Origin of the sequence: Aggregatibacter kilianii (assembly GCF_003130255.1) — a bacterium.
Classification (GTDB): Bacteria; Pseudomonadota; Gammaproteobacteria; order Enterobacterales; family Pasteurellaceae; genus Aggregatibacter; species Aggregatibacter kilianii.
The window spans coordinates 1,742,052-1,763,629 of the sequence record NZ_NRCN01000001.1 but is presented as its reverse complement, the minus strand read 5'-3'; the positions used below and the strand labels follow the sequence as shown (position 1 = coordinate 1,763,629).

The 21,578-nt window shown below is 43.2% G+C and carries 17 protein-coding genes; 5 read left to right on the top strand and 12 right to left on the bottom strand.

All coding sequences use genetic code 11. The features are described from left to right. Positions 1-44 precede the first annotated feature (44 nt). Positions 45-1,427 carry a Do family serine endopeptidase gene (locus tag DK428_RS08240; protein ID WP_109063599.1) on the bottom strand — a complete coding sequence of 461 codons (1,383 nt, stop codon included), beginning with the start codon at positions 1,425-1,427 and terminating at the stop codon, positions 45-47. 262 nt (positions 1,428-1,689) lie between these two features. Between DK428_RS08240 and ettA the strand changes: the two genes are divergently transcribed. Continuing rightward, positions 1,690-3,360, top strand: a complete 1,671-nt coding sequence (gene ettA, locus DK428_RS08235) for an energy-dependent translational throttle protein EttA (protein ID WP_109063598.1) — start codon at positions 1,690-1,692, stop codon at positions 3,358-3,360. Positions 3,361-3,468: 108 nt separating this feature from the next. Here ettA and DK428_RS11820 read toward each other — a convergent pair whose 3' ends face one another. Next, positions 3,469-5,211 (bottom strand): YadA-like family protein, encoded by a 1,743-nt coding sequence (locus DK428_RS11820; protein WP_239493759.1) that lies wholly within the window; start codon positions 5,209-5,211, stop codon positions 3,469-3,471. Between the two features lie 358 nt (positions 5,212-5,569). Beyond that, positions 5,570-6,247 carry an iron-sulfur cluster repair protein YtfE gene (ytfE, locus tag DK428_RS08225; RefSeq protein WP_109063597.1) on the bottom strand — a complete coding sequence of 226 codons (678 nt, stop codon included), beginning with the start codon at positions 6,245-6,247 and terminating at the stop codon, positions 5,570-5,572. Positions 6,248-6,441: 194 nt separating this feature from the next. Between ytfE and DK428_RS08220 the strand changes: the two genes are divergently transcribed. The 3 genes from DK428_RS08220 (at position 6,442) to parC (ending at position 12,041) form a co-directional block, all read left to right on the top strand. Then, positions 6,442-7,605, top strand: coding sequence for a cytochrome-c peroxidase (locus DK428_RS08220; protein ID WP_109063683.1), 1,164 nt, complete (start codon positions 6,442-6,444; stop codon positions 7,603-7,605). A gap of 124 nt (positions 7,606-7,729) precedes the next feature. Further along, positions 7,730-9,628 (top strand): DNA topoisomerase IV subunit B, encoded by a 1,899-nt coding sequence (parE, locus tag DK428_RS08215; protein ID WP_109063596.1) that lies wholly within the window; start codon positions 7,730-7,732, stop codon positions 9,626-9,628. Between the two features lie 160 nt (positions 9,629-9,788). Continuing rightward, positions 9,789-12,041 carry a DNA topoisomerase IV subunit A gene (gene parC, locus DK428_RS08210; RefSeq protein ID WP_239493758.1) on the top strand — a complete coding sequence of 751 codons (2,253 nt, stop codon included), beginning with the start codon at positions 9,789-9,791 and terminating at the stop codon, positions 12,039-12,041. 310 nt (positions 12,042-12,351) lie between these two features. Here the strand turns inward: parC and DK428_RS08200 are convergent, their stop codons facing one another. Then, a complete protein-coding gene (locus DK428_RS08200) occupies positions 12,352-13,074 on the bottom strand; it encodes a tetratricopeptide repeat protein (RefSeq protein WP_109063594.1) in 723 nt (240 codons plus the stop codon). Further along, positions 13,071-13,787, bottom strand: a complete 717-nt coding sequence (locus DK428_RS08195) for a YwiC-like family protein (protein WP_109063593.1) — start codon at positions 13,785-13,787, stop codon at positions 13,071-13,073. The genes DK428_RS08200 and DK428_RS08195 overlap by 4 nt, the downstream gene beginning before the upstream one ends. Positions 13,788-13,897: 110 nt before the next feature. Between DK428_RS08195 and DK428_RS08190 the strand changes: the two genes are divergently transcribed. Further along, a complete protein-coding gene (locus tag DK428_RS08190; RefSeq protein WP_109063592.1) occupies positions 13,898-14,251 on the top strand; it encodes a RidA family protein in 354 nt (117 codons plus the stop codon). Here the strand turns inward: DK428_RS08190 and DK428_RS08185 are convergent. From DK428_RS08185 to aroC, 7 genes are read right to left on the bottom strand one after another with little or no spacing between them, the layout of a single operon-like run. Continuing rightward, positions 14,248-15,108, bottom strand: coding sequence for an endonuclease/exonuclease/phosphatase family protein (locus DK428_RS08185; protein ID WP_109063591.1), 861 nt, complete (start codon positions 15,106-15,108; stop codon positions 14,248-14,250). The genes DK428_RS08190 and DK428_RS08185 overlap by 4 nt on opposite strands. Positions 15,109-15,120: 12 nt before the next feature. After that, complete coding sequence (gene dnaX, locus DK428_RS08180; RefSeq protein ID WP_109063590.1) at positions 15,121-17,163, bottom strand: DNA polymerase III subunit gamma/tau; 2,043 nt, start codon at positions 17,161-17,163, stop codon at positions 15,121-15,123. Between the two features lie 37 nt (positions 17,164-17,200). Continuing rightward, entirely contained in the window at positions 17,201-17,812 is a 612-nt protein-coding gene (gene apt / locus DK428_RS08175) for an adenine phosphoribosyltransferase (RefSeq protein ID WP_012771295.1), read from the bottom strand. Between the two features lie 21 nt (positions 17,813-17,833). Then, complete coding sequence (gene lpxM, locus DK428_RS08170) at positions 17,834-18,790, bottom strand: lauroyl-Kdo(2)-lipid IV(A) myristoyltransferase (protein WP_050693427.1); 957 nt, start codon at positions 18,788-18,790, stop codon at positions 17,834-17,836. Between the two features lie 36 nt (positions 18,791-18,826). Continuing rightward, the gene (locus DK428_RS08165) at positions 18,827-19,594 is read right to left on the bottom strand and encodes a TSUP family transporter (protein WP_109063589.1); all 768 of its coding nucleotides are present in this window, start codon (positions 19,592-19,594) and stop codon (positions 18,827-18,829) included. Positions 19,595-19,597: 3 nt separating this feature from the next. Beyond that, positions 19,598-20,470, bottom strand: coding sequence for a penicillin-insensitive murein endopeptidase (gene mepA, locus DK428_RS08160; protein ID WP_109063588.1), 873 nt, complete (start codon positions 20,468-20,470; stop codon positions 19,598-19,600). Between the two features lie 18 nt (positions 20,471-20,488). After that, positions 20,489-21,562, bottom strand: a complete 1,074-nt coding sequence (aroC, locus tag DK428_RS08155; protein WP_109063587.1) for a chorismate synthase — start codon at positions 21,560-21,562, stop codon at positions 20,489-20,491. Positions 21,563-21,578 lie beyond the last annotated feature (16 nt).

The window sequence follows — 21,578 nt, the reverse complement described above, 5'->3', positions numbered from 1 at the left end:
AAAAGGCGAAATAAATTCGCCTTTTTTGTTTTTTTACGATGACCTTACTGCACCAACAAATAGAAGTTGCTGTCGCCACGAATAATATTTAAAGCAACAGCGGATGGTTTGCTATCCAAGGCTTTGCGTAATTGACCTAAATTCTCAATTTTTTGGCGGTTAACACCAATGATCACATCACCGGATTTCAAACCACGTTGTTCCGCTAAGGAGTTTGGTTTGATTTTACTGATGGACACCCCTTTTACGCCTTTTTCATCGTAATTGTTCAATTCTGCACCATCCAATGCCGGTAACAAATTATTGGCGCTGGTTTGGGTTTGTTCATCGGATTGTAATGTTACTTTGGTGCTATTAGATTTACCATCACGTAAATACGTTAATTCAATTTCTTTGCCCGCACCGGAAGTCGCGATTTTCGCACGCATTTCAGCAAAGCTGGAAACCGCTTGACCGTTCATGGCAATAATGACATCACCGGCTTTTAAGCCTGCTTTATCGGCGGCGGAACCCGGCATAACTTCGCTCACAAAGGCACCTTTTTTCGCTTCAATGTCAAAGGCTTGAGCCAGATCAGCATTGAGTTCGCCACCTTTAATACCTAGTATACCGCGACGCACTTCACCAAATTCAAGAATTTGTTGGACTAAATTGTTCGCCATGTTACTTGGGATAGCAAATGCAATTCCCGCATTGCCGCCACTTGGAGAAATAATGGCAGTATTGATACCGATTAATTCGCCTTTCAAGTTAATCAACGGACCACCGGAATTTCCACGGTTGACCGCGGCATCAGTTTGAATGTAGTTTTCATACATACCGTTATCAGCCCCCATAGAGCGGCCTAACGCGGACACAATACCGGAAGTTACAGTTTGACCTAAACCGAACGGGTTGCCAATGGCCACGGTAAAATCACCCACACGTAATTTATCGGAGTCGGCAATCTTAAGTGCGGTCAAATTTTTCGGTTTTTCGATTTGAATTAACGCCACGTCGGACATCTCATCGGCACCGATTACTTTCGCTTTAAATTCACGGCCATCTTGAAGCTGCACGCTGATGTTATCTGCATCTTTAATCACATGATTATTGGTTAAAACATAACCTTTTTCTGCGTTGATAATCGCCCCGGAACCAATGCCTTTAAAATTACGCGGTGCGCGATCACGATCAAACATATCCGGGCCGAAGAAGAACTTGAATTCCTCCGGAATGCCATCATCCATTTCGGCTGAACGGCCTTTTTGTTTGCCTTCTACTGAAATGGAAACAACAGAGGGTAAAACTTTTTCTAACATTGGTGCCAGGCTTGGAACTTGTTGACCTTCTATTACTGTAGGAATTTCAGCTTGACTGATCATTGGTGTAGTTAAGACACTCAATCCTAAAGCAATACCGGTTAACACAAAATTACGTTTTTTCATTAGTTTTTTTCTCCAATAAAAACAATCTTAAAACAACGAAACCACTAGAGATTTCGATAACTGGTATGACAAAAAAAACAGTTGAATGTTCAGTAATTTTTACAGACCAAAAATTTCCTTGGAAAAATTGGCACGAAAGACCAACATCAAGTAGAATGAGCCCTCACATTATTTATTTCCTAAGGGTTATTCGACGACGCAAAAAACGCAACGAAAAATGACCGCACTTTTTCTTAACTTTTTCCTTAACCAGAGAAGAATTATGTCAACACAATTCGTTTACACGATGCACCGAGTAGGCAAGGTTGTCCCGCCGAAACGTCATATTTTAAAAGATATTTCCCTGAGTTTTTTTCCGGGAGCCAAAATCGGCGTGCTCGGCTTAAACGGCGCCGGTAAATCCACCCTACTCCGCATCATGGCGGGTATCGATAAAGACATCGAAGGGGAAGCTCGTCCACAACCCGGCATAAAAATCGGCTATCTTCCACAAGAACCGAAACTCGAACCGCAGCAAACCGTGCGTGAAGCTATTGAAGAAGCTGTGGGCGAAGTAAAACAAGCCTTAAACCGTTTAGATGAAGTATACGCACTTTATGCCGATCCTGACGCCGATTTCGATAAGCTTGCCGCCGAACAGGCACAATTGGAAGCCATTATTCAAGCACACGATGGACATAATTTAGACAACCAATTAGAACGCGCCGCCGATGCGTTACGTTTACCGGACTGGGATGCCAAAATCGAACATTTATCTGGGGGAGAACGCCGTCGTGTGGCACTTTGCCGTTTATTGCTCGAAAAACCGGATATGTTATTGTTAGACGAACCGACCAACCACTTGGATGCAGAATCCGTGGCGTGGTTAGAGCGCTTCTTGCATGACTACGAAGGCACCGTGGTGGCAATTACCCACGACCGTTACTTCTTGGATAACGTTGCCGGTTGGATTTTAGAACTTGACCGTGGAGAAGGCATTCCTTGGGAAGGCAACTACTCTTCTTGGTTGGAACAAAAAGAAAAACGCTTGGCGCAAGAACAGGCGCAAGAATCTGCCCGCCAAAAATCCATTGAGAAAGAATTGGAATGGGTGCGCCAAAATCCAAAAGGTCGCCAAGCAAAAAGCAAGGCGCGTATGGCTCGCTTTGATGAGCTTAATTCCGGGGAATATCAAAAACGTAACGAAACTAACGAACTCTTTATTCCACCGGGTCCACGCTTAGGTGATAAAGTCATTGAAGTGCAGAATTTAAATAAATCCTATGGCGACCGCACTTTAATCGATGATTTGTCTTTCAGCATTCCGAAAGGTGCCATCGTTGGGATTATCGGACCTAACGGTGCGGGTAAATCCACGCTATTCCGTATGCTTTCCGGCAAAGAACAACCGGATTCCGGCTCCATCACCTTAGGAGAAACCGTGGTACTGGCTTCCGTAGATCAATTCCGCGATGCCATGGATGACAGTAAAACGGTGTGGGAAGAAGTCTCTCATGGGCAGGACATCTTGCGCATTGGCAACTTTGAAATTCCAAGCCGTGCCTATGTTGGTCGTTTTAACTTCAAAGGCGTAGATCAGCAAAAACGCGTGGGCGAACTTTCCGGCGGTGAACGCGGTCGCTTGCATCTAGCAAAATTGTTACAAGCCGGCGGCAACGTATTGTTACTGGACGAACCGACTAACGACCTTGATGTGGAAACCTTACGTGCATTGGAAAATGCTATCTTGGAATTCCCGGGCTGCGCTATGGTTATCTCCCATGACCGCTGGTTTTTAGACCGTATCGCTACCCATATTTTAGACTACGGCGACGAAGGCAAAGTAACCTTCTACGAAGGCAACTTCTCCGATTATGAAGAATGGAAGAAGAAAACCTTCGGCTCGGAAGCGCTTCAACCACACCGCATTAAATATAAACGCATTGCGAAATAACGTTATTGCTAAAACAAAAAAAAACCACTTTCAATCATTGAAAGTGGTTTTATTTTTATCCGGTGTACAATCAAAATATCCGATTTTTTGACCGCACTTTAAATGGAATTACCATTCAAAGTTCACACCCGCATTATAGGTTGCACCGCCACCATTTGTGCTAAATGCCACACCGGCTTTAGCCGCAACGTTTTCATTGAAACGGTAACCTGTACCTACAGCTAATGCTGTTTTGGATTTATAACCGCCTACAGCAGCACTCATGTTGACTTTGCCAACATTATACGGTTGGAACAATCCGTTTAATGCCGCTTGAGCCGCTAAACCATTTTTCACTTCTTTATCTAAATCGCTTACACGATTATCAAGTTGATCAATACGGGCACTGTTTTGGTCAATTTTAGCTTTTAGAGCAGTAACACTTTGTTGCTGTGCAGATTTTAACTGAGCAATACCTGCTGTATTCGCTTTAATCGCCGCTTCATTTTTCGCTACAGCTTCTTTGTTATCTTTAATCGCAGCCTCATTTTTCGTTACAGCTACTTTATTGGCTGCAATTTTAGTTTTATTATCATCAACCGCTTTTTGTGTACTTTCATGAGCTTTAACAAGGCTGTTGTGATAATTTTCCACAGTGGCTTGATCTGCTTTATTTGCTAACTCTGCTTTGTCAGCTTTATCAGCTAATTTATCATCAACATATTTTTTACCGGCTTTAGCATCAATGCTTGCTTTTTGAACACGGATATCTTGAGTATTTTTCTCAACATCTTTATTGACGTTTTCAATTGCACGCTGATTATTTTTAACATCTTCAGAAACAGCTTCAAAACCCTCTACCATTGTCTTTGCAACAGTTTTGATATTTTCTCTATTGCTATCGATATCATCAGACATATCATTGACATAATCAGTCACCCGATTAATTTCTGATGTTACATGATCAGCTAATTCATTGTGTACTTGTTTAATATTCTCAACATCTTTATTTACCGCTTCAATGCTAGTAGCATTATCTGCAACTTGGTTGGATACAGCTTCTAAAGCTTCACCTGTTGCTTGGAAACGCTCATTTACGTCAGAAATATTCGCTTTCTTTTTAAGGGCATTCGTGTTTGCTTCAATGCTAGTAGCATTATCTGCAACTTGATTGGATACTGCTTCTAAAGCTTCACCGGTTGCTTGGAAACGATCATTTACGTCAGAAATATTCGCTTTCTTTTTAAGGGCATTCGTGTTTGCTTCAATTTTAGATGCATCTGCAAAAGAAGAAGTCGCTTTTAATTTAGCAATTTCTTCTGCATTTTCATCAATTTTTGCAGCGTTATCATCAATGCCTTCTAATAAATAGTCAGTAACTCTTTCAATTTCAGCATTAATAGAATCTACAGCTTCGTTATGAGTTTGTTTAATTTTCACGATTTCGTCGATAGCATCATCCATATCTTTACCGAGATTATTTGCATAATCTACTAGGCCATCAACACGGCCATTTAACTTATCAACATTTTCATTTGTCTTCGTTAAATCATTTTTAATGCCATCAGCTTTTTTATCTAACTCGATAACTTCATTGGTTAAACCGTCATGAGCTGTAGCGATCTCTTCAATCACTTTTGCAGTATTTGTAAAATATTTTACATTTTTCGCTTGATTTTCAGCGATTGCTTTCTCATTGTCCGCTTTAACTTGATTAAGTTGAACCTCGGTTTCTTTTTTCAAATCATCCTTTAATTGTTGGCCAGCCTTTGCAAAAGCTTCACTAAATGGATCTGTTGCAAATGCGCTACCGGATACAACACCAGTAATAAACAAAGCAACTGCAGTACGTTTTAATAATTGGTATTTCATTGATTAATCCTTATGTATAAAGAAAAGAATAATATTTTGGGATTAGCCCAATATAGAGAAGAGCCAAGTCCTTTTATAAAAAGAGGGACACTATGATTTTAGCCTCCCTGCTTTTAGGCACCTTTATATCATAAATAAATTATTAAAAAAGTGTAAAAATCAAAAAGTTCAATTAAAAATAATAATAAAAATTCATAAGATAAGAACAAATAATAGACAAATATGGATTAATAAGTTAAAAAAAAATAAAAAAACAACACCAAAACCATCACCCAATAAGCAACATAACTTTAAGTAATAAAAAGCCATTAAACATCATATTTAATGGCTTTAACAAATATAAATTGTTGTACAAATTTTATCTACTACCTTCCTCAATCACACGTGGAAAGAGAATATTATTTTCCGTGTGAATATGCATCATTAAATCATCCATAAATTCTTGGATTCCGCTATATAGTGCGCGCCAAGTGTTACAAGCATCTGCCGGCGGCGTTAAATTATTGGTTAATGATTTTAATACTTCCAAGTGATCCCCATGCTCTGCATGTTCATGTTCCATCACTTGAATCGGCATTCTTGCCATCGCATAGTTACCCATTTTGATCATCGGGAACAAAATTTGTTCTTCTTTCATCATATGACTACTTAAATCGGCATAAATATTTTGAATTTCAGCGGCAACGCCAATTGGACAATCATCACGATCGCCGTGAACGGATTCTACGCGCTCTGCCAAGACAAAAAGTTCGGAAAGCTGTTGTTTATGACGTTCATGATAACGGTGAATAATGTGATTAATCATATCGGCATAAGGTGCAGTCAACCAACGCTGCTCATCATCCTGCTTTTTACTATTTTGTAATTCTGTTAAACGCGCTTCAATTTCCGCTAAATTCAAATTTTTCTCTGCCGCTGCAGCACCTAATGTATCAGCACCACCACAACAAAAATCCAAATCATATTCACGTAAAAGTGCGGTTGATCCTGGGACTGAAATCGCAATTTCACTTAATTTTTTATCGGCAAAAGACATAATAATTTTCCCCCATAAATGTTGATAACAAAAACCAAGTAAAATAGTAAACTATTCTATAAAAAGATAAAGTGCTTTTTTTAAAAAAGAGATTTTGTATGATGCAAGTCAAAGGTTATACCTTAAAATAGGAAGACTGAAAGAGGAGAAAAAACGGTATGCTAGACAGCATCATTTTATTATTAGGACTGACTATGAACCGTTTATTTATTATACTATTTGCCGCATGGATTCCTTTCTCTGCCTTTGCGTTAGAAAAAGAAGCCCGTGAAATGCCGAAAGGCGGGATTGATAAAGCGTTATTGGGGCAAATTTTATTTTTTGATAACAACCTTTCTCTTCATGGTAATCAAAACTGTTCCAGTTGCCACAGCCCAGATACCGCCTTTGTCGATTTGCGGGAAAACAGCGCAGACAAAATGGTGTCCCAAGGCGATGATCCAAAACTGTTTGGCACGCGCAATGCCCCGACCATGCTTTATGCAAGCTATGCACCGGAGTTTCATTACGACGAAAAAATTCAAGATTATGTAGGCGGTCAATTTTGGGATGGTCGCGCTAAAGATCTGGCGGAACAAGCCGGCGGACCGCCAATCAATCCGGTGGAAATGGGGATGCCGGACAAACTTTCCGTTGCCAAACGGATCATCAATACGCCAATGTATTTCACGCTCTTTACCCAACACTACGGAAAAGACACATGGCAAAGTGTAGATAGCGTTTATTCGGCCATGGAAGACGCCCTTGCCGTATTCCAAAAAGAAAAACGTTTATTACATCCTTTTGATTCCAAATACGATAAATCTCTACAAGGCAAATATGCGATGACCGCCCAAGAAAAACGCGGTAAACAATTATTTTTTGATAACACCAAAACCAACTGTAGCAACTGCCACCAAGCGCAAGATGCCGAACATAAGGAAGAAACCTTCACCAATTATCGCTATTACAACATGGGCGTGCCTAAAAATCGGCGTTTAATCACGCATAATCAGCTCAGCGAGGATTTTATCGATAACGGTTTGTTGGATAACCCAATGGTCAACGGTGATCAACGCCAAAAGGGCAAATTCAAAGTGCCAACCCTACGCAACATTGCCGTCACCGCACCTTATATGCACAACGGCGTGTTTAAACATTTACGCACCGTGTTGGAATATTTCGATCATTTCAACAACCCTGCGCGTAAACTGAATCCTGAAACCCAGCAACCTTGGGAAGCTCCGGAATACGCTGCAACGATGAATCTTGAAGAACTCAAAGCACCACCGTTAAGTGATGAACAACTGGATGACCTTGAAGCCTTTCTGAAAACCTTAACGGACGAACGCTACGAAACGCTACTCAAACAACAGTAAAAACGCTCGCCAAAATGACCGCTCTTTTCTCTTCTCTCAGCATGAAAAGTGCGGTTAAAAATCCCGTTGTTTTTTGCTATAATCCCGCGCAATTTTGCTTCCAAAATTTTATTAATGAATGACTATGACAACGAATTATTCCGCCAACGAAATTACCGTTTTAAAAGACCTTGAACCTGTACAGCTCCGCCCGGGCATGTACACCGACACCACCCGCCCAAATCACCTCGCACAAGAAGTTATCGACAACAGCGTGGACGAAGCCCTTGCCGGTTTTGCTACGAAAATCGAAGTCATTTTGCATAAAGATCAATCCATTGAAGTGATCGACAACGGGCGCGGTATGCCGGTAGATATTCACCCGGTGGAAAAAGTATCCGGCGTAGAAGTCATCATGAGCAAACTGCACGCCGGCGGTAAATTCTCTAATAAAAATTACACGTTTTCCGGTGGTTTACACGGGGTAGGAATTTCTGTGGTGAACGCCTTATCCGAACGGGTTGATGTAAGCATTAAACGTAACGGTGAAGTGTATCAAATCGCCTTTGAAAATGGCAAAAAAGTGGAAGACCTCACCGTTATCGGTACCTGCGGTCGTCGCACGACCGGTACCACCGTGCATTTCAAACCGAATCCGAAATATTTCGACAGCGAAAAATTCTCCGTCAGCCGTTTGCGTCATTTACTCCGCGCTAAAGCCGTGTTGTGCTCAGGACTAGAAATTAAATTTATCGATAAAGTGAATGACACCGAAGACACTTGGCTTTATCAAGACGGCTTGAACGACTATTTAATGGAAGCGGTAAACGGTTTAGTCACCTTACCGGAACAACCGTTCATCGGTGAATTTAAGGGCGAAAAAGAAGCGGTATCTTGGGCGTTATTATGGTTGCCGGAAGGTGGCGAACTCATCGGCGAAAGCTATGTAAACCTGATTCCGACCGCACTTGGCGGCACACACGTCAACGGTTTGCGTCAAGGGTTATTGGATGCCATGCGTGAGTTTTGCGAATTCCGCAATTTATTGCCGCGTGGTGTGAAACTCACCGCTGACGACTTATGGGATCGTTGTGCTTATGTACTTTCCCTTAAAATGCAAGATCCACAATTCGCCGGACAAACCAAAGAACGCCTTTCCTCCCGTCAAAGTGCGGTGTTTATTGGCGGCGTTGTGAAAGATGCTTTCAGTTTGTGGCTAAACCAAAATATTCAACAAGCTGAATTATTGGCGGATATGGCAATCAGTTCCGCCCAACGCCGTTTGCGTGCAGCGAAAAAAGTGGTGCGTAAAAAACTGGTGAGTGGCCCTGCGCTACCGGGCAAACTCGCCGACTGCAGCTCACAAGATCTCAATTTAACCGAATTATTCCTCGTAGAAGGGGATTCTGCCGGCGGTTCTGCCAAGCAAGCACGGGAACGTGAATACCAAGCGATTTTGCCGTTGCGCGGTAAAATCTTGAACACGTGGGAAGTCTCCCCAGAGCAAGTGTTAGCCTCACAAGAAGTGCATGATATTGCCGTGGCACTGGGCATTGACCCCGACAACGATGATTTATCCCAATTACGCTACGGCAAGGTCTGTATTCTCGCCGATGCGGATTCGGATGGTTTACATATTGCCACCCTACTTTGCGCCCTCTTCCTACGCCACTTCCCGAAACTGGTGGAAAAAGGCCATGTGTATGTGGCGATGCCACCGCTCTATCGAATCGACTTAGGTAAAGAGGTGTTCTATGCCCTAGATGAAAGCGAAAAAGAGGCTATTTTGGATCGTCTGAAAGGGAAAAAAGGCAAGCCGAACGTACAGCGTTTTAAAGGATTGGGTGAAATGAACCCAATGCAATTACGCGAGACCACGATGGATCCGAACACCCGTCGTTTAGTGCAACTCACCTTTGAAGCACAAGGCGAAGAAAGCCAAGAAACAATAGAAACCATGGATATGCTACTGGCCAAAAAACGCGCTGAAGACCGTAAAAACTGGTTGCAAGCGAAAGGGGATCAAGTGGATTTAGCTGTGTAAGAAGAAAAGTGCGGTGACATTTTCAAACGCTTAAAAACATTTCAAAAATCAACCGCACTTTAAATCTCCCCTACCCCCTCTTTACAAAAGAGGGGAAATTTGGCGAAAACCAATAAATTAAACGAATATTATCGACATAAATAAAACGCAAAAATAAATCATGACTGACTCCATCAACTACGAAGGCATCGAACAAATGCCACTACGCCACTTCACCGAAAGGGCGTATCTCAACTACTCCATGTACGTCATCATGGATCGCGCCTTGCCGTTTATCGGTGATGGTTTAAAGCCTGTACAGCGACGCATTATTTATGCCATGTCCGAGCTTGGGCTGAATGCAGCGGCAAAATATAAAAAATCTGCCCGTACTGTGGGGGATGTGTTGGGTAAATTCCACCCGCACGGTGATAGCGCTTGCTATGAAGCCATGGTGTTGATGGCACAGCCCTTCTCTTACCGTTACCCATTGGTTGACGGGCAAGGCAACTGGGGCGCGGTGGACGATCCGAAATCTTTCGCGGCAATGCGTTATACAGAATCCCGTTTATCTAAAATTTCAGAAGTGCTATTGGCAGAACTCGGTCAAGGCACCGTGGATTATCAACCGAACTTTGACGGTACCTTAGAAGAACCGCAATATTTGCCGGCACGTTTGCCTCATATTTTACTCAACGGTACGACAGGGATCGCGGTGGGGATGGCAACGGATATTCCTCCGCACAACATTAATGAAATTGCTGACGCTGCAGTGATGTTGCTGGATAATCCAAAAACGACCTTGGATGATTTGTTGACTGTGGTGCAAGGCCCGGATTTCCCGACAGAGGCAGAAATCATTTCGCCGAAAGAAGAAATTCGCAAAATATATCAACAAGGTCGCGGCTCTATCAAAATGCGCGCAGCATGGAAGAAAGAAGACGGGGAAATCATTATCAGCGCCCTCCCTCACCAAGCCTCACCATCCAAAGTGATTGCGCAAATCGCCGAGCAAATGACCGCGAAAAAACTGCCGATGGTAGAAGATATTCGTGATGAAGCAGATCATGAAAATCCGGTGCGCATTGTGATCGTGCCGCGTTCGAATCGCGTAGATACTGATGCCATGATGGCGCATTTATTTGCCACCACCGATTTGGAAAAAAGCTATCGTGTCAACATGAACATGATTGGTTTGGATTACAAACCGGCAGTGAAAAATTTGTTGGAAATCCTCACCGAGTGGCTGACTTTCCGTCGCACCACCGTGACCCGACGCTTGCAATATCGTTTAGACAAAGTGCTTGCCCGCCTGCATATCTTGCAAGGTTTGATGATTGCCTTTTTGAATATTGATGAAGTCATCGAAATCATCCGTCACGAAGATGAGCCGAAAGCCGAATTAATGGCACGTTTCAACTTAAGCGATGCACAAGCGGAAGCCATTTTGAACTTGCGTTTGCGTCATTTAGCGAAACTGGAAGAACATCAATTGCAAGCGGAACAAGCGGAATTAGAAAAAGAGCGGTCATCTTTGGAAGAGATTTTAGGCTCCGAACGCCGTTTAAATACGTTGTTGAAAAAAGAAATTCAACAAGATGCCAAAACGTACGCTAGCCCTCGTCGTTCGCCGTTAGTTGAACGAGCGGAAGCCAAAGCCATTGCAGAAAACGAAATGCTGCCGACAGAACCGGTGACGGTGATTTTATCGGAAATGGGTTGGGTGCGTTGCGCGAAAGGGCATGACATTGATCCGCAAGGCTTAAGCTACAAAGCCGGCGACAAATATTTGGCGCATGCCTACGGCAAAAGCAATCAACCGGCGGTGTTTATCGACAGCACGGGGCGCAGTTACGCACTGGATCCGCTAAGTCTGCCGTCTGCCCGTTCCCAAGGCGAGCCGCTCACCGGAAAACTTACCCTGCCGGCAGGTGCAACCGTTGATCAGCTGCTGATTGAAAATGAAGATCAACCGTTACTCATGGCATCCGACGCAGGCTATGGCTTTATTTGTAAATTCGCCGATTTAGTCGCCCGTAACAAAGCCGGTAAAGCGCTCATTTCCTTACCGGAAAATGCCAAAGTGTTACCGCCATTAACATTGAAAAATCCGACCGCACTTTTGGTGGCACTTACCTCCGCCGGCAGAATGCTGATTTTCCCGGTGCAAGATTTACCGGAATTGTCCAAAGGCAAAGGTAACAAAATTGTTACCATTCCATCCGCCAACGCCAAAGCACGTTCCGAATTATTGGTGCGGTTATTGTTGATTGAAGAAAATTCCAGCCTGGTCTTCCATTCCGGGAAACGTAAAGTGACCTTGAAACCGGAAGATTTACAGAAATTCCGTGCCGAACGGGGGCGCAAAGGGACACAGTTACCGCGAGGCTTGCATAGCAATGTGGAAATTGAAGTGGTGACACCGCAGGAATAAAATTCAATACACACGGGGCGCTCATGGCGCCCTTTTCTATCTCAAAGTGCGGTCGATTTTTGCGATGTTTTCACACAGAGAGCGAATGCTACGTCATAAGATTTGTTCCGATATATACAGTCGTGATTCATAAAAGCAAAACAAGATTATTTCGATGAAGACTTATGTGTAGCGGATATTTATTCGCCATTTTAGGTTGGTGTAACCCATTGTTGCATTCGATATTGCATAACGGGCACAAAAGGTATAAGGATTAGATTCACCTAACGCGTAAACAAAAAATCCATCTGCTCAGATGGATTTCTTATGGTTATTGGTAATGATTTAACATCTCCAGTCTTTCCCGTGCCATGCCGGAAAAATGGCCCTTTTGAGCGGTAAGATCGCGGTAAATAGACATTGCCATTGGACGGTTACGTTTGGTACCGACACCATGTTCATACATCAGGCCTAGGCGAAAAATAGCTTCTTCATTACCTAATTTGGCACTTTTTTCTAACCAGTGAAAGGATTTATTAAAATTTTTAATTTTGTTTTCATTAAAATATAGCATACCTAAAACGAGCATAGCATGAGAATCGTTGAATTCTGCCGCTTGTTCTAATAACTCCATGCCATGTTTGAGGCTTTTTTGTATGCCATAGCCTCCGACATACATAATCCCTAAATTGGTTAGCGCGTTGACACTGCCTTTTTCTGCCGCCTCACTGAACCACCAGTAGGCTTTTTCATAATTTCGTTCAACGCCATCACCACCAAAATAAAAACGACCTACATCCAATTGGGCACTTCGATCATCTTTTAATGCTAAAATCCGCATAATATTAAAGACAGAGCGTGCGTCGTCATGCGCAAAAAATTGTCTTGCTAAATTTCTTAATTCATCATTATTCAGTTTATTTTGCACGAATTTACTCATGGTCTGTGCAGTTTGCCCTACCGACCAGGCCACATCATCGATTGCCTGTGCGGAGAAACTGAATAGTCCCAATAATATTGCAAAATTTCTTAACTGTTTTTTCATCATCTTCATAAAGTAGCATATAGCAAATTGGCGAAAAACAAGAGGGAAATGCCCATTTCGGTGAACCCAACTTGTTTTACCGATAATTTCTTATGCGGTAACCAAATTGCACGAATTAACGGCGGAACAAAAGCGAATGCCATTAAATATTGTTGTAGCAAGAGAAAGCCAAGAATACAAACCACATGAAACCCAATAGAGAGTTTCAAATATAGCGGATTCTTACGTTCACGCATAACCGATTTTACGTATAATGTGGTTCCGATAAAAAATAGACTTGGATATAAGGCGACCAACCAAATATTGTGGTCAAAGGCTCGGTCAGGGAAATAATAGGAACCCATACCGGCAATCGCAAAAATAATGATCCCGACTAAATCGTTCAAAAATGCGCGTTCATCTTTTTGCTTCACATAATAAATACTGACTAAAACCAACGGCAACATAGCGGCAACAAATAATGCAATATGCCAGTTGTAAATCAACACCGGAATGGCAAAAATGACACAAGCAAAGAAATATATCCATGACCATTTGATATACAGTTCTAAATTTCTGCCTTTAAATAAATTTAAGAACGGATAGGTCATTAAATACAACGAAAACCATGCCAATAAGAAGAAAACATGTTGCCAAATAGGGCGTCCGAGTAACATTCCGTATAGAAACGGCATTAAGGCCATTACAATGGCGCCATGTTGATTAGAAATTAGTAGTTTCATAAATAGGACTTATTATCAGTTTAAAGGTTCAAGAATTTTAGTGCTTTTTCCATCAAATTGGTATAATCCCCAGCGATTATTTTTGTGCTGAAACAATTAAGGAGAAAAAGATGCAACCTATTCAACGTATCGACAGCGGTGCCCGTTTATCGGAAATGGTAATTTATAACGGTGTCGCTTATTTAGCGGGTCAAGTGCCGGAAACAACGCTAACAGAAAATGCTTACGCACAAACGAAAGAAGTTCTCTCATTAATTGATAAATTACTCGCTAAAGCCAATACGAATAAAGGTCGTATTTTAAATGCTCAAATTTTCCTTGTCGATATGTTGGATTATGCTGAAATGAACCGGGCTTGGGATGAATGGGTTGATACAAATAATGCCCCTGCGCGCGCCACTGTTGAGGCAAAATTAGCGGACGCACGCTGGAAAGTTGAAATTGTGGTGACGGCAGCGATCTAATGAAGCACATCCACCTCCACCAACAATGGGGCATGATCGGAAGCCTCAGTTGGGCGGGTGGTTGCGGAAGTGACAGACAAACCGCGTAAAAAGACATGATCCAACGGATAATCTAAAAAGCGCAGGCGATGATCCTCAGAGAAATTCACTTCCTGTAAATCATATTGCTTTGCCAGTTCGCGAATTAACGCTAAGCGATAACCGTTCCAAGAATTAAAATCTCCTGCCAACACAATCGGCCCATGATGTCGGTTCACCAATGACATCAGTCTGCTAAGTTGTTGACGATAAGCATCGAGATTAATTTCAAAATTAATCAAATGCACGTTAACCACGAGCAAGGCTTGTCCATTAGTCAATGGAAATATCATAGCCTCCCCCACTTTGGGAATACGAATCCAAGGCTCAACTTCTGCACCGGCACAGTAAAAGTGCGGTGAAAATTTTGAAAGAATCTGCACGCCGGATTGCTGTGCTAAATAAGCAAAGGCCGTAGCATAAAGTGCGGTAGGAAATTGTGATGAAAATTTCTCGGCTAAGTTTTGCGTATTGGTAGCTTCCTGTAACAACAGAAAATCTTTGCCCTGTGCGAAATTTTCCAATTCTTCTTGCCAACCGTGATCCAACCCTTTATGCACGTTCCAAATCAACAAACGGAGCTTATCTTGTTGAATCGGATTAATATTTTCCTCCGTTTTAAAACAAGTCAAGCCGCTATCCGTGTTCATAGGGTGATAAGTGAAATTTTCAGTCTGTTGGAATTGGATATGAATGGGAGAAAAAATCTCCACACTATAAAAAAGGTAAGAAGGAATAGTAGCTAAAGCAGAAAAAATCACAAATAAAATCTTACGCATTGGAAATCTACCTTACACCGGGCGAATACTTTTCACGTCAATAACGCAATTAAATGCCTGCTCCAATAATTTTAGTTTCTGATCTTGCAGCACCTCTTTTTCCGCCTGTTCACGTAACACGATGTAAGTTTTACGGCGATAATCCGTTGGCGTTAAGTAAGCGGCATCATCGCTGATGTCAACATTAAGTTGCAACGTTTTTTCCAGCACAAAAGAAACCGCTTGTTGCAAGGCATTACGATGTTTTTCTTGGTTCAAATGGGAATGGCTAGAACGCACACCAAGTTTTAATTCATCATCTGATTCCTGCCAAATAAAGGTATTCAAAGCAAATTCTTTAGTGAGATTCTCTACACCGCTTTGCTCAATTAAGCGCGCCCAACGATCTTGTTCTTGAGTTAAATTGACGATTTTTTGTTGTAATTCAGGTGTGATGTCTTGCAAAATGGCGGCCTTGATTTCGGAAGGTTTCGGGCCTTCTTGTACATTGGCAAGCTCAGGATTACTCCACTCCCAACGGTAGTCCTCACCAAGCAGCTCTACGTCAGTTTCATCGGTATCGGATTCGGTTGAATTTTCTACCGCACTTTTCACTTCCCTATTTTCTTTGTCGGCTAAAAGTGCGGTCGTTTTTGGCAACGAATTTTCGCTTAAGTGCTCAGACTTTTTTTTTTCTGATGCACTACGGCTTGGCATAGCCCCTAATTGATTCAGGCCTTCTAATGCATTAAGCACCGGCGAATTCACCAACACTTCGGCGGGTTGCTCCGAAGATTGAGCCTGTGTAGTTTGAAGATTGGCTTGATGGGGAACATCTTGATGAATCGGCTGTTTTTTTGCCTGATAGTGTGCCTTGATCGCTTGAGACACTACCGGCATTTCAATGGCATGAACCGATTGTGCAGTGGATGGCATCGAAGATTTAGCAGCATTTTCTACCGCACTTTGCGCCGATTCCGTAGCAATGACATAATTCACTAATTTTGGATGAAATGCCAAGGCACGCAATAGCACCATTTCTGCCCCCATGCGTGGCGTTGGCGCCAAGGCGAGTTCTTTTCGGCCGGTAACCAATACTTGATAAAAGAATTGCACATCTTCCGGCGCAATATGCTTGGCTAAAAAACCAATTTGATTGGATTCATCAATATTCGGTTGTGGCAATAATTGTTGCATGGCGATTTTGTGTAAATTTTCCGCCACTTCCCGTAATAATTCATCCCAATCCCCGGCTTTATCGGCAACAGCATTCACCACCTGCATGAGTTTTTCGCCATTACCTTGTTGTAAGGCATAAACAATGTCGATAGCTTGGCTTTCATCCAATAAGCCAAGCATCTCCTTTACCACGCTCAGCGTTACATTGCCGTTACTCATGGCAATGGCTTGATCCGTTAAACTTAAACTGTCTCGAATACTACCTTGGGCTGCATTGGCTAACTTATCCAAAGCCAGATCTTCGAATGGAATGTTTTCCTGTTGCAAAATATCGGCCAAATGCGCAGAGATTTGTTGTGGCTCCAAAGCCTTCAAATGGAACTGCATACAACGGGACAAAATTGTCACCGGCAGCTTATGCGGATCTGTCGTGGCAAGCAGGAATTTCACATATTCCGGCGGTTCTTCCAAAGTTTTTAACAATGCATTGAAGGAATGGCGGGAAAGCATATGCACTTCGTCGATAAGATACACTTTATAGCGTCCAACCACCGGTTTGTATTGCACGTTATCCAGTAATTCGCGGGTATCTTCCACTTTCGTGCGGGACGCTGCGTCAATCTCGATTAAGTCAATAAAATTGCCTTCTTCTATGGCCTTGCAGTGCTCGCACTCACCACAAGGTTCGGCCGTCACGCCGTTGACGCAATTCAGTCCTTTAGCAAATAACCGAGCGATGGAGGTTTTGCCCACACCACGGGTGCCGGAGAAAAGATAAGCATGGTGCAAGCGATTTTCACGCAAGCCGTTTGCAAGTGCCGCCAAGACGTGCTGCTGTCCAACAACCTCGTTAAAGGTTTTTGGTCGCCACTTTCTTGCTAATACTTGATAACTCATGCTTTATCCTTGCTTGAATCATGGTAAAGAGGGCGAATTACTCGCCTTCAAAATTCACTAAAGTATAAGGTTCAACACCCAGTCCGAGTAAACGTTGTTCGCCGCCTAAATCCGGTAAATTAATCACGAATGCGGCATATTTTACCTCTCCGCCAAGGCGTTGTACCAATTTAATGGTTGCTTCGACAGTACCGCCGGTTGCCAACAAATCGTCAATAACCAAGACGTTATCGTTAGCTTGAATAGAATCCGTATGGATTTCCAAGGTATCTTGACCATATTCCAATTCATAGGATTGTGCAATGGTTTCACGTGGCAATTTACCCGGTTTGCGTACTAACACAAAAGGCACGTTTAGCGCTAAAGCCACGGGTGCCCCAAAAATAAAGCCACGAGATTCGGTGCCGATAACTTTGGTAATTCCTTTCGCTTTAACATGCTGCACGATGAGTTCAATTGCGGCATGAAATGCACTTGGATTTTCGACCAAGCTGGTGATATCACGGAAAATAATTCCCGGTTTCGGATAATTAGGAATCGATTTAATTGAAGATGCAATTAATGCAAGTTTGTTTTCCATTTTTTTACCTAAAAGTGCGGTCATTTTTGAACGCGGATTGAAATTATAAAACGGGCGGCATATTACCATAAAAAGGCGATTTGCCGAACATTAATGATAAAGATCTTCACCATTTTTTCTGGTACGCAACAGCTGCAAGATCCACACATATTGGGCCGGAGTGGCAGTGACAAAACTTTCGATTTCTTCGTTCATGGCACGCGCCGACTGTTGCGGATCATCACTTAACGTCATCGGCGGATGAATTTCCATTTGGTACTTGCCCGCCTCGGCGTTATAACGCGGAAACATGGGAATTACTACCGCTTTCGCCAATTTCGCCATTTTATTGATGCCCGGCAGGGTTGCTTTGTACGTAGCGAAGAAATCCACATACACGCTCTGCTCTTCACCAAAATCTTCATCCGGTAAATAATAGCCCATCTGCCCCTGACGAATATGCGCTAAAAACGGTTTGATGCCATTTTGGCGGGCATGCATTTTGCCCCCGAAGCGTTCACGCGCCAATGTCCAAAGCCAATCCACCAACGGGTTGCGGTGAGGGTTATACATAGATGTCATTGGAATGCCATGCGTGTGTAAAATAATGCCGGAGGCATCAATTGCCCAACCATGCGGCACCAACAAAATTACGTTTTTCCCCTGCTCTTTTGCCTGCTTGATGTGTTCAATGCCAATAAATTCACTCCGCTTTTGCAAATGTTTTTTAGAACGTACGGCAATTTCACCAATGCCTAACATCACTTGCGCCAACACGGCAAACATTTCATCAATCACCTGCTCGCGTTGTTGCTCCGTCCATTGAGGAAAGCAATATTGCAAATTAATTTGCGCCCGTTTGCGTTGTTTTTTCGCTTTATGTCCGATAAACACGCCCAGTTTGGCAGCCAATTTATCACGCAGGCGAAAAGGCACGAAAGCCAATAACAACAGTGCCAATATACCGAGCCAAACACCCCAGTATTTGGGTTTTAAATACGACCATGAAAAATGCGGCTCATAGCCGACACGTGCGGTTAAACGAATGTTCTGTTGAGAATCTGTCATAAAAAACTTTGCGGAAATTCACCGCACTTTATACCGTTAAAAATTAAACCAGCCTTGATCAAAGGCCATTTTTATCGTCATGATAAAAGACATGACCACCACCATTGGGCGAATTAAGCTTTTGCCTTTGGTCATGACCATTTTAGCGCCGAAATTTGCACCGATAAATTGTCCTGCCATCATCACCAAACCAACCGTCCATAAAATCTGTCCGCCGATTAAAAAGAAAATTAACGAAGCCAGATTAGACGTAAAGTTCATCACTTTAGCATGTGCGGTGGCTTTGGCTAAATTAAAACCAAGTAAAGTAACACAAGCCAAACTCATAATCGATCCGGTGCCCGGACCAAAAAAACCATCATAAAATCCCATTAACGAGCCGATACAAAACGCGAAAATCGGATATGATAGGCGCTGTTTACGATCTTCATCGCCTAGTTTAGGCGTAAGTAAAAAATATAAGCCGATGGCCAAAATGAGAAATGGCAGAATTTTCTTAATTAAGGAGGCGTCGATTAATTGGATCAAAATTGTGCCGGCCACAGAACCAAGAAAGATCATCAGCAAAATCAACCAAACTTCCGAAAATTTAACCGCTCTTTTGCGTAAAAAATATAAACTGGCTGAAAATGAACCGCCACAGGCTTGGAGTTTATTCGTACCGAGAGCGGCAGCGGGAGGAATGCCTGTCATTAATAAGGCGGGAATCGTTATTAACCCGCCACCACCGGCAATCGCATCGATAAAACCGGCAATGAACGCTACCGCAAATAAAATGGCTAAAATATCAACCCCAAACTCCATATATTACTCCAGCCATTCACTTCGATTTGGAGAGCTTAACACCTGTTGACATAAAAACGGTTCCGGTGGGGTGACTTTCGGTTTACTTGGTGTCGCACCGGGTTTGGCGGGTTCAAACCAAGAATAAAGCTCCTCACCACAACCATCGCCGGCCGGCACAGGTGCTTGATTTTCACAATACTGTGCTCCTTGCGGGCAAGCGATCCGCACATGGAAATGGGAATCGTGTCCGAACCAAGGACGAATTTTATGCAACCAATGACGGTCGGCACCGGCAGTTTCACAAAGTTTTAACTTAATTGCCGGATTCACGAAAATACGGGTAACTTTTGGATCTTCCGCCGCGAGTTTAATTAATTTTGCATGATTTGCATTCCAAATGCTCTCATCCACCCGCTGTGCTTTACGATTTACCACCAATAAACCCTTACCATCAGAGTTTAGCGCATCCGTATCAGACATCGCCCCCATGCGTAACCAAATATCCGCATCCAATCCCATCTGATGGCTGGCGTGCCCTGTTAAAAAACGTCCGCCACCGGGCATGGCAATATCTCCCACCAACATTGTTGGCAAGCCCGCCGCTTTAGCCCGCTCACCTAAACGTTGTAAATAACTAATCATATCGGGATGACCGTAATAACGGTTTTTATTCATGCGAATGACTTGATAGCCCACTCCCTTGTAAGGCAAAGGTTGTGCACCGATCAAACAGCCATTGGTATAACTTCCGATGGGTTGAGGTCTTCCGTCTTCTGCCGGAATAGGTCGCTTAATTTGTTGCCAATCTTGCGGTGCGGCAATCACTTGGGCGGTATAAAAAACGCCGCTAAAAATAACCGCACTTTTGAGGAATCCAAGTAACGTTTTTTTCATTTTATCGTCTCACTATGCTTATTTACACTGTGCCTTAAAACGTAATAAATGATCCAATAACACAATCGCCATCATGGCCTCGGCAATCGGCACGGCGCGAATACCAACACAAGGATCATGGCGACCTTTGGTGACGACCTCCACCGGTTCGCCATCCAGATTAATAGAGCGCCCCGGAATGGTAATACTGGAAGTGGGTTTTAAGGCAATCGTGGCGACTATCGGTTGACCAGAGCTAATACCACCTAAAATACCGCCTGCGTGGTTAGAAAGAAAGCCTTCAGGCGTCATTTCATCACGATGTTGACTGCCTTTCTGTTCTATCACCGCAAAGCCATCACCAATTTCAACGCCTTTTACAGCATTAATGCTCATTAAAGCATGAGCAAGATCGGCATCTAAGCGATCAAACACCGGCTCGCCCAGCCCTGCAGGTACATTTTCCGCTACCACAGTGATTTTGGCGCCAATGGAATCACCCTGTTTTTTCAGTTCACGGATTAATTCATCAAATTTTTCCACCGCACTTTGATCCGGGCAAAAGAACGGATTGCTATTCACAGCCTCCCAGTCAATGTTTTCAATGGCTTGCGGTGCCATTTTTACCTCACCGATTTGGCTTAAAAAACCACGTACTTCGATACCGAATTGTTCACGTAAATATTTTTTGGCAATGGCTCCGGCGGCGACACGCATGGCTGTCTCACGAGCAGAAGAACGACCGCCTCCCCGATAATCACGAATACCGTATTTTTGTTGATAGGTAAAATCTGCGTGCCCCGGACGGAAACGATCTTTAATGTCGCCATAATCTTGTGAGCGTTGATCCGCATTTTTGATGATCATGCCGATACTGGTGCCGGTCGTTTTACCTTCAAATACGCCGGACAAAATTTGCACTTCATCATCTTCACGGCGGGGCGTGGTGTAGCGCGAGGTCCCCGGTTTGCGACGGTCCAAATCCGGTTGAATATCCGCTTCCGATAATGCCATATTCGGCGGCACGCCATCAACGATACAGCCCAATGCAATGCCGTGGGATTCACCGAAAGTCGTCACGCGAAACAGTTGCCCGATAGTATTTCCTGCCATAATTTTCTCTCTTTAC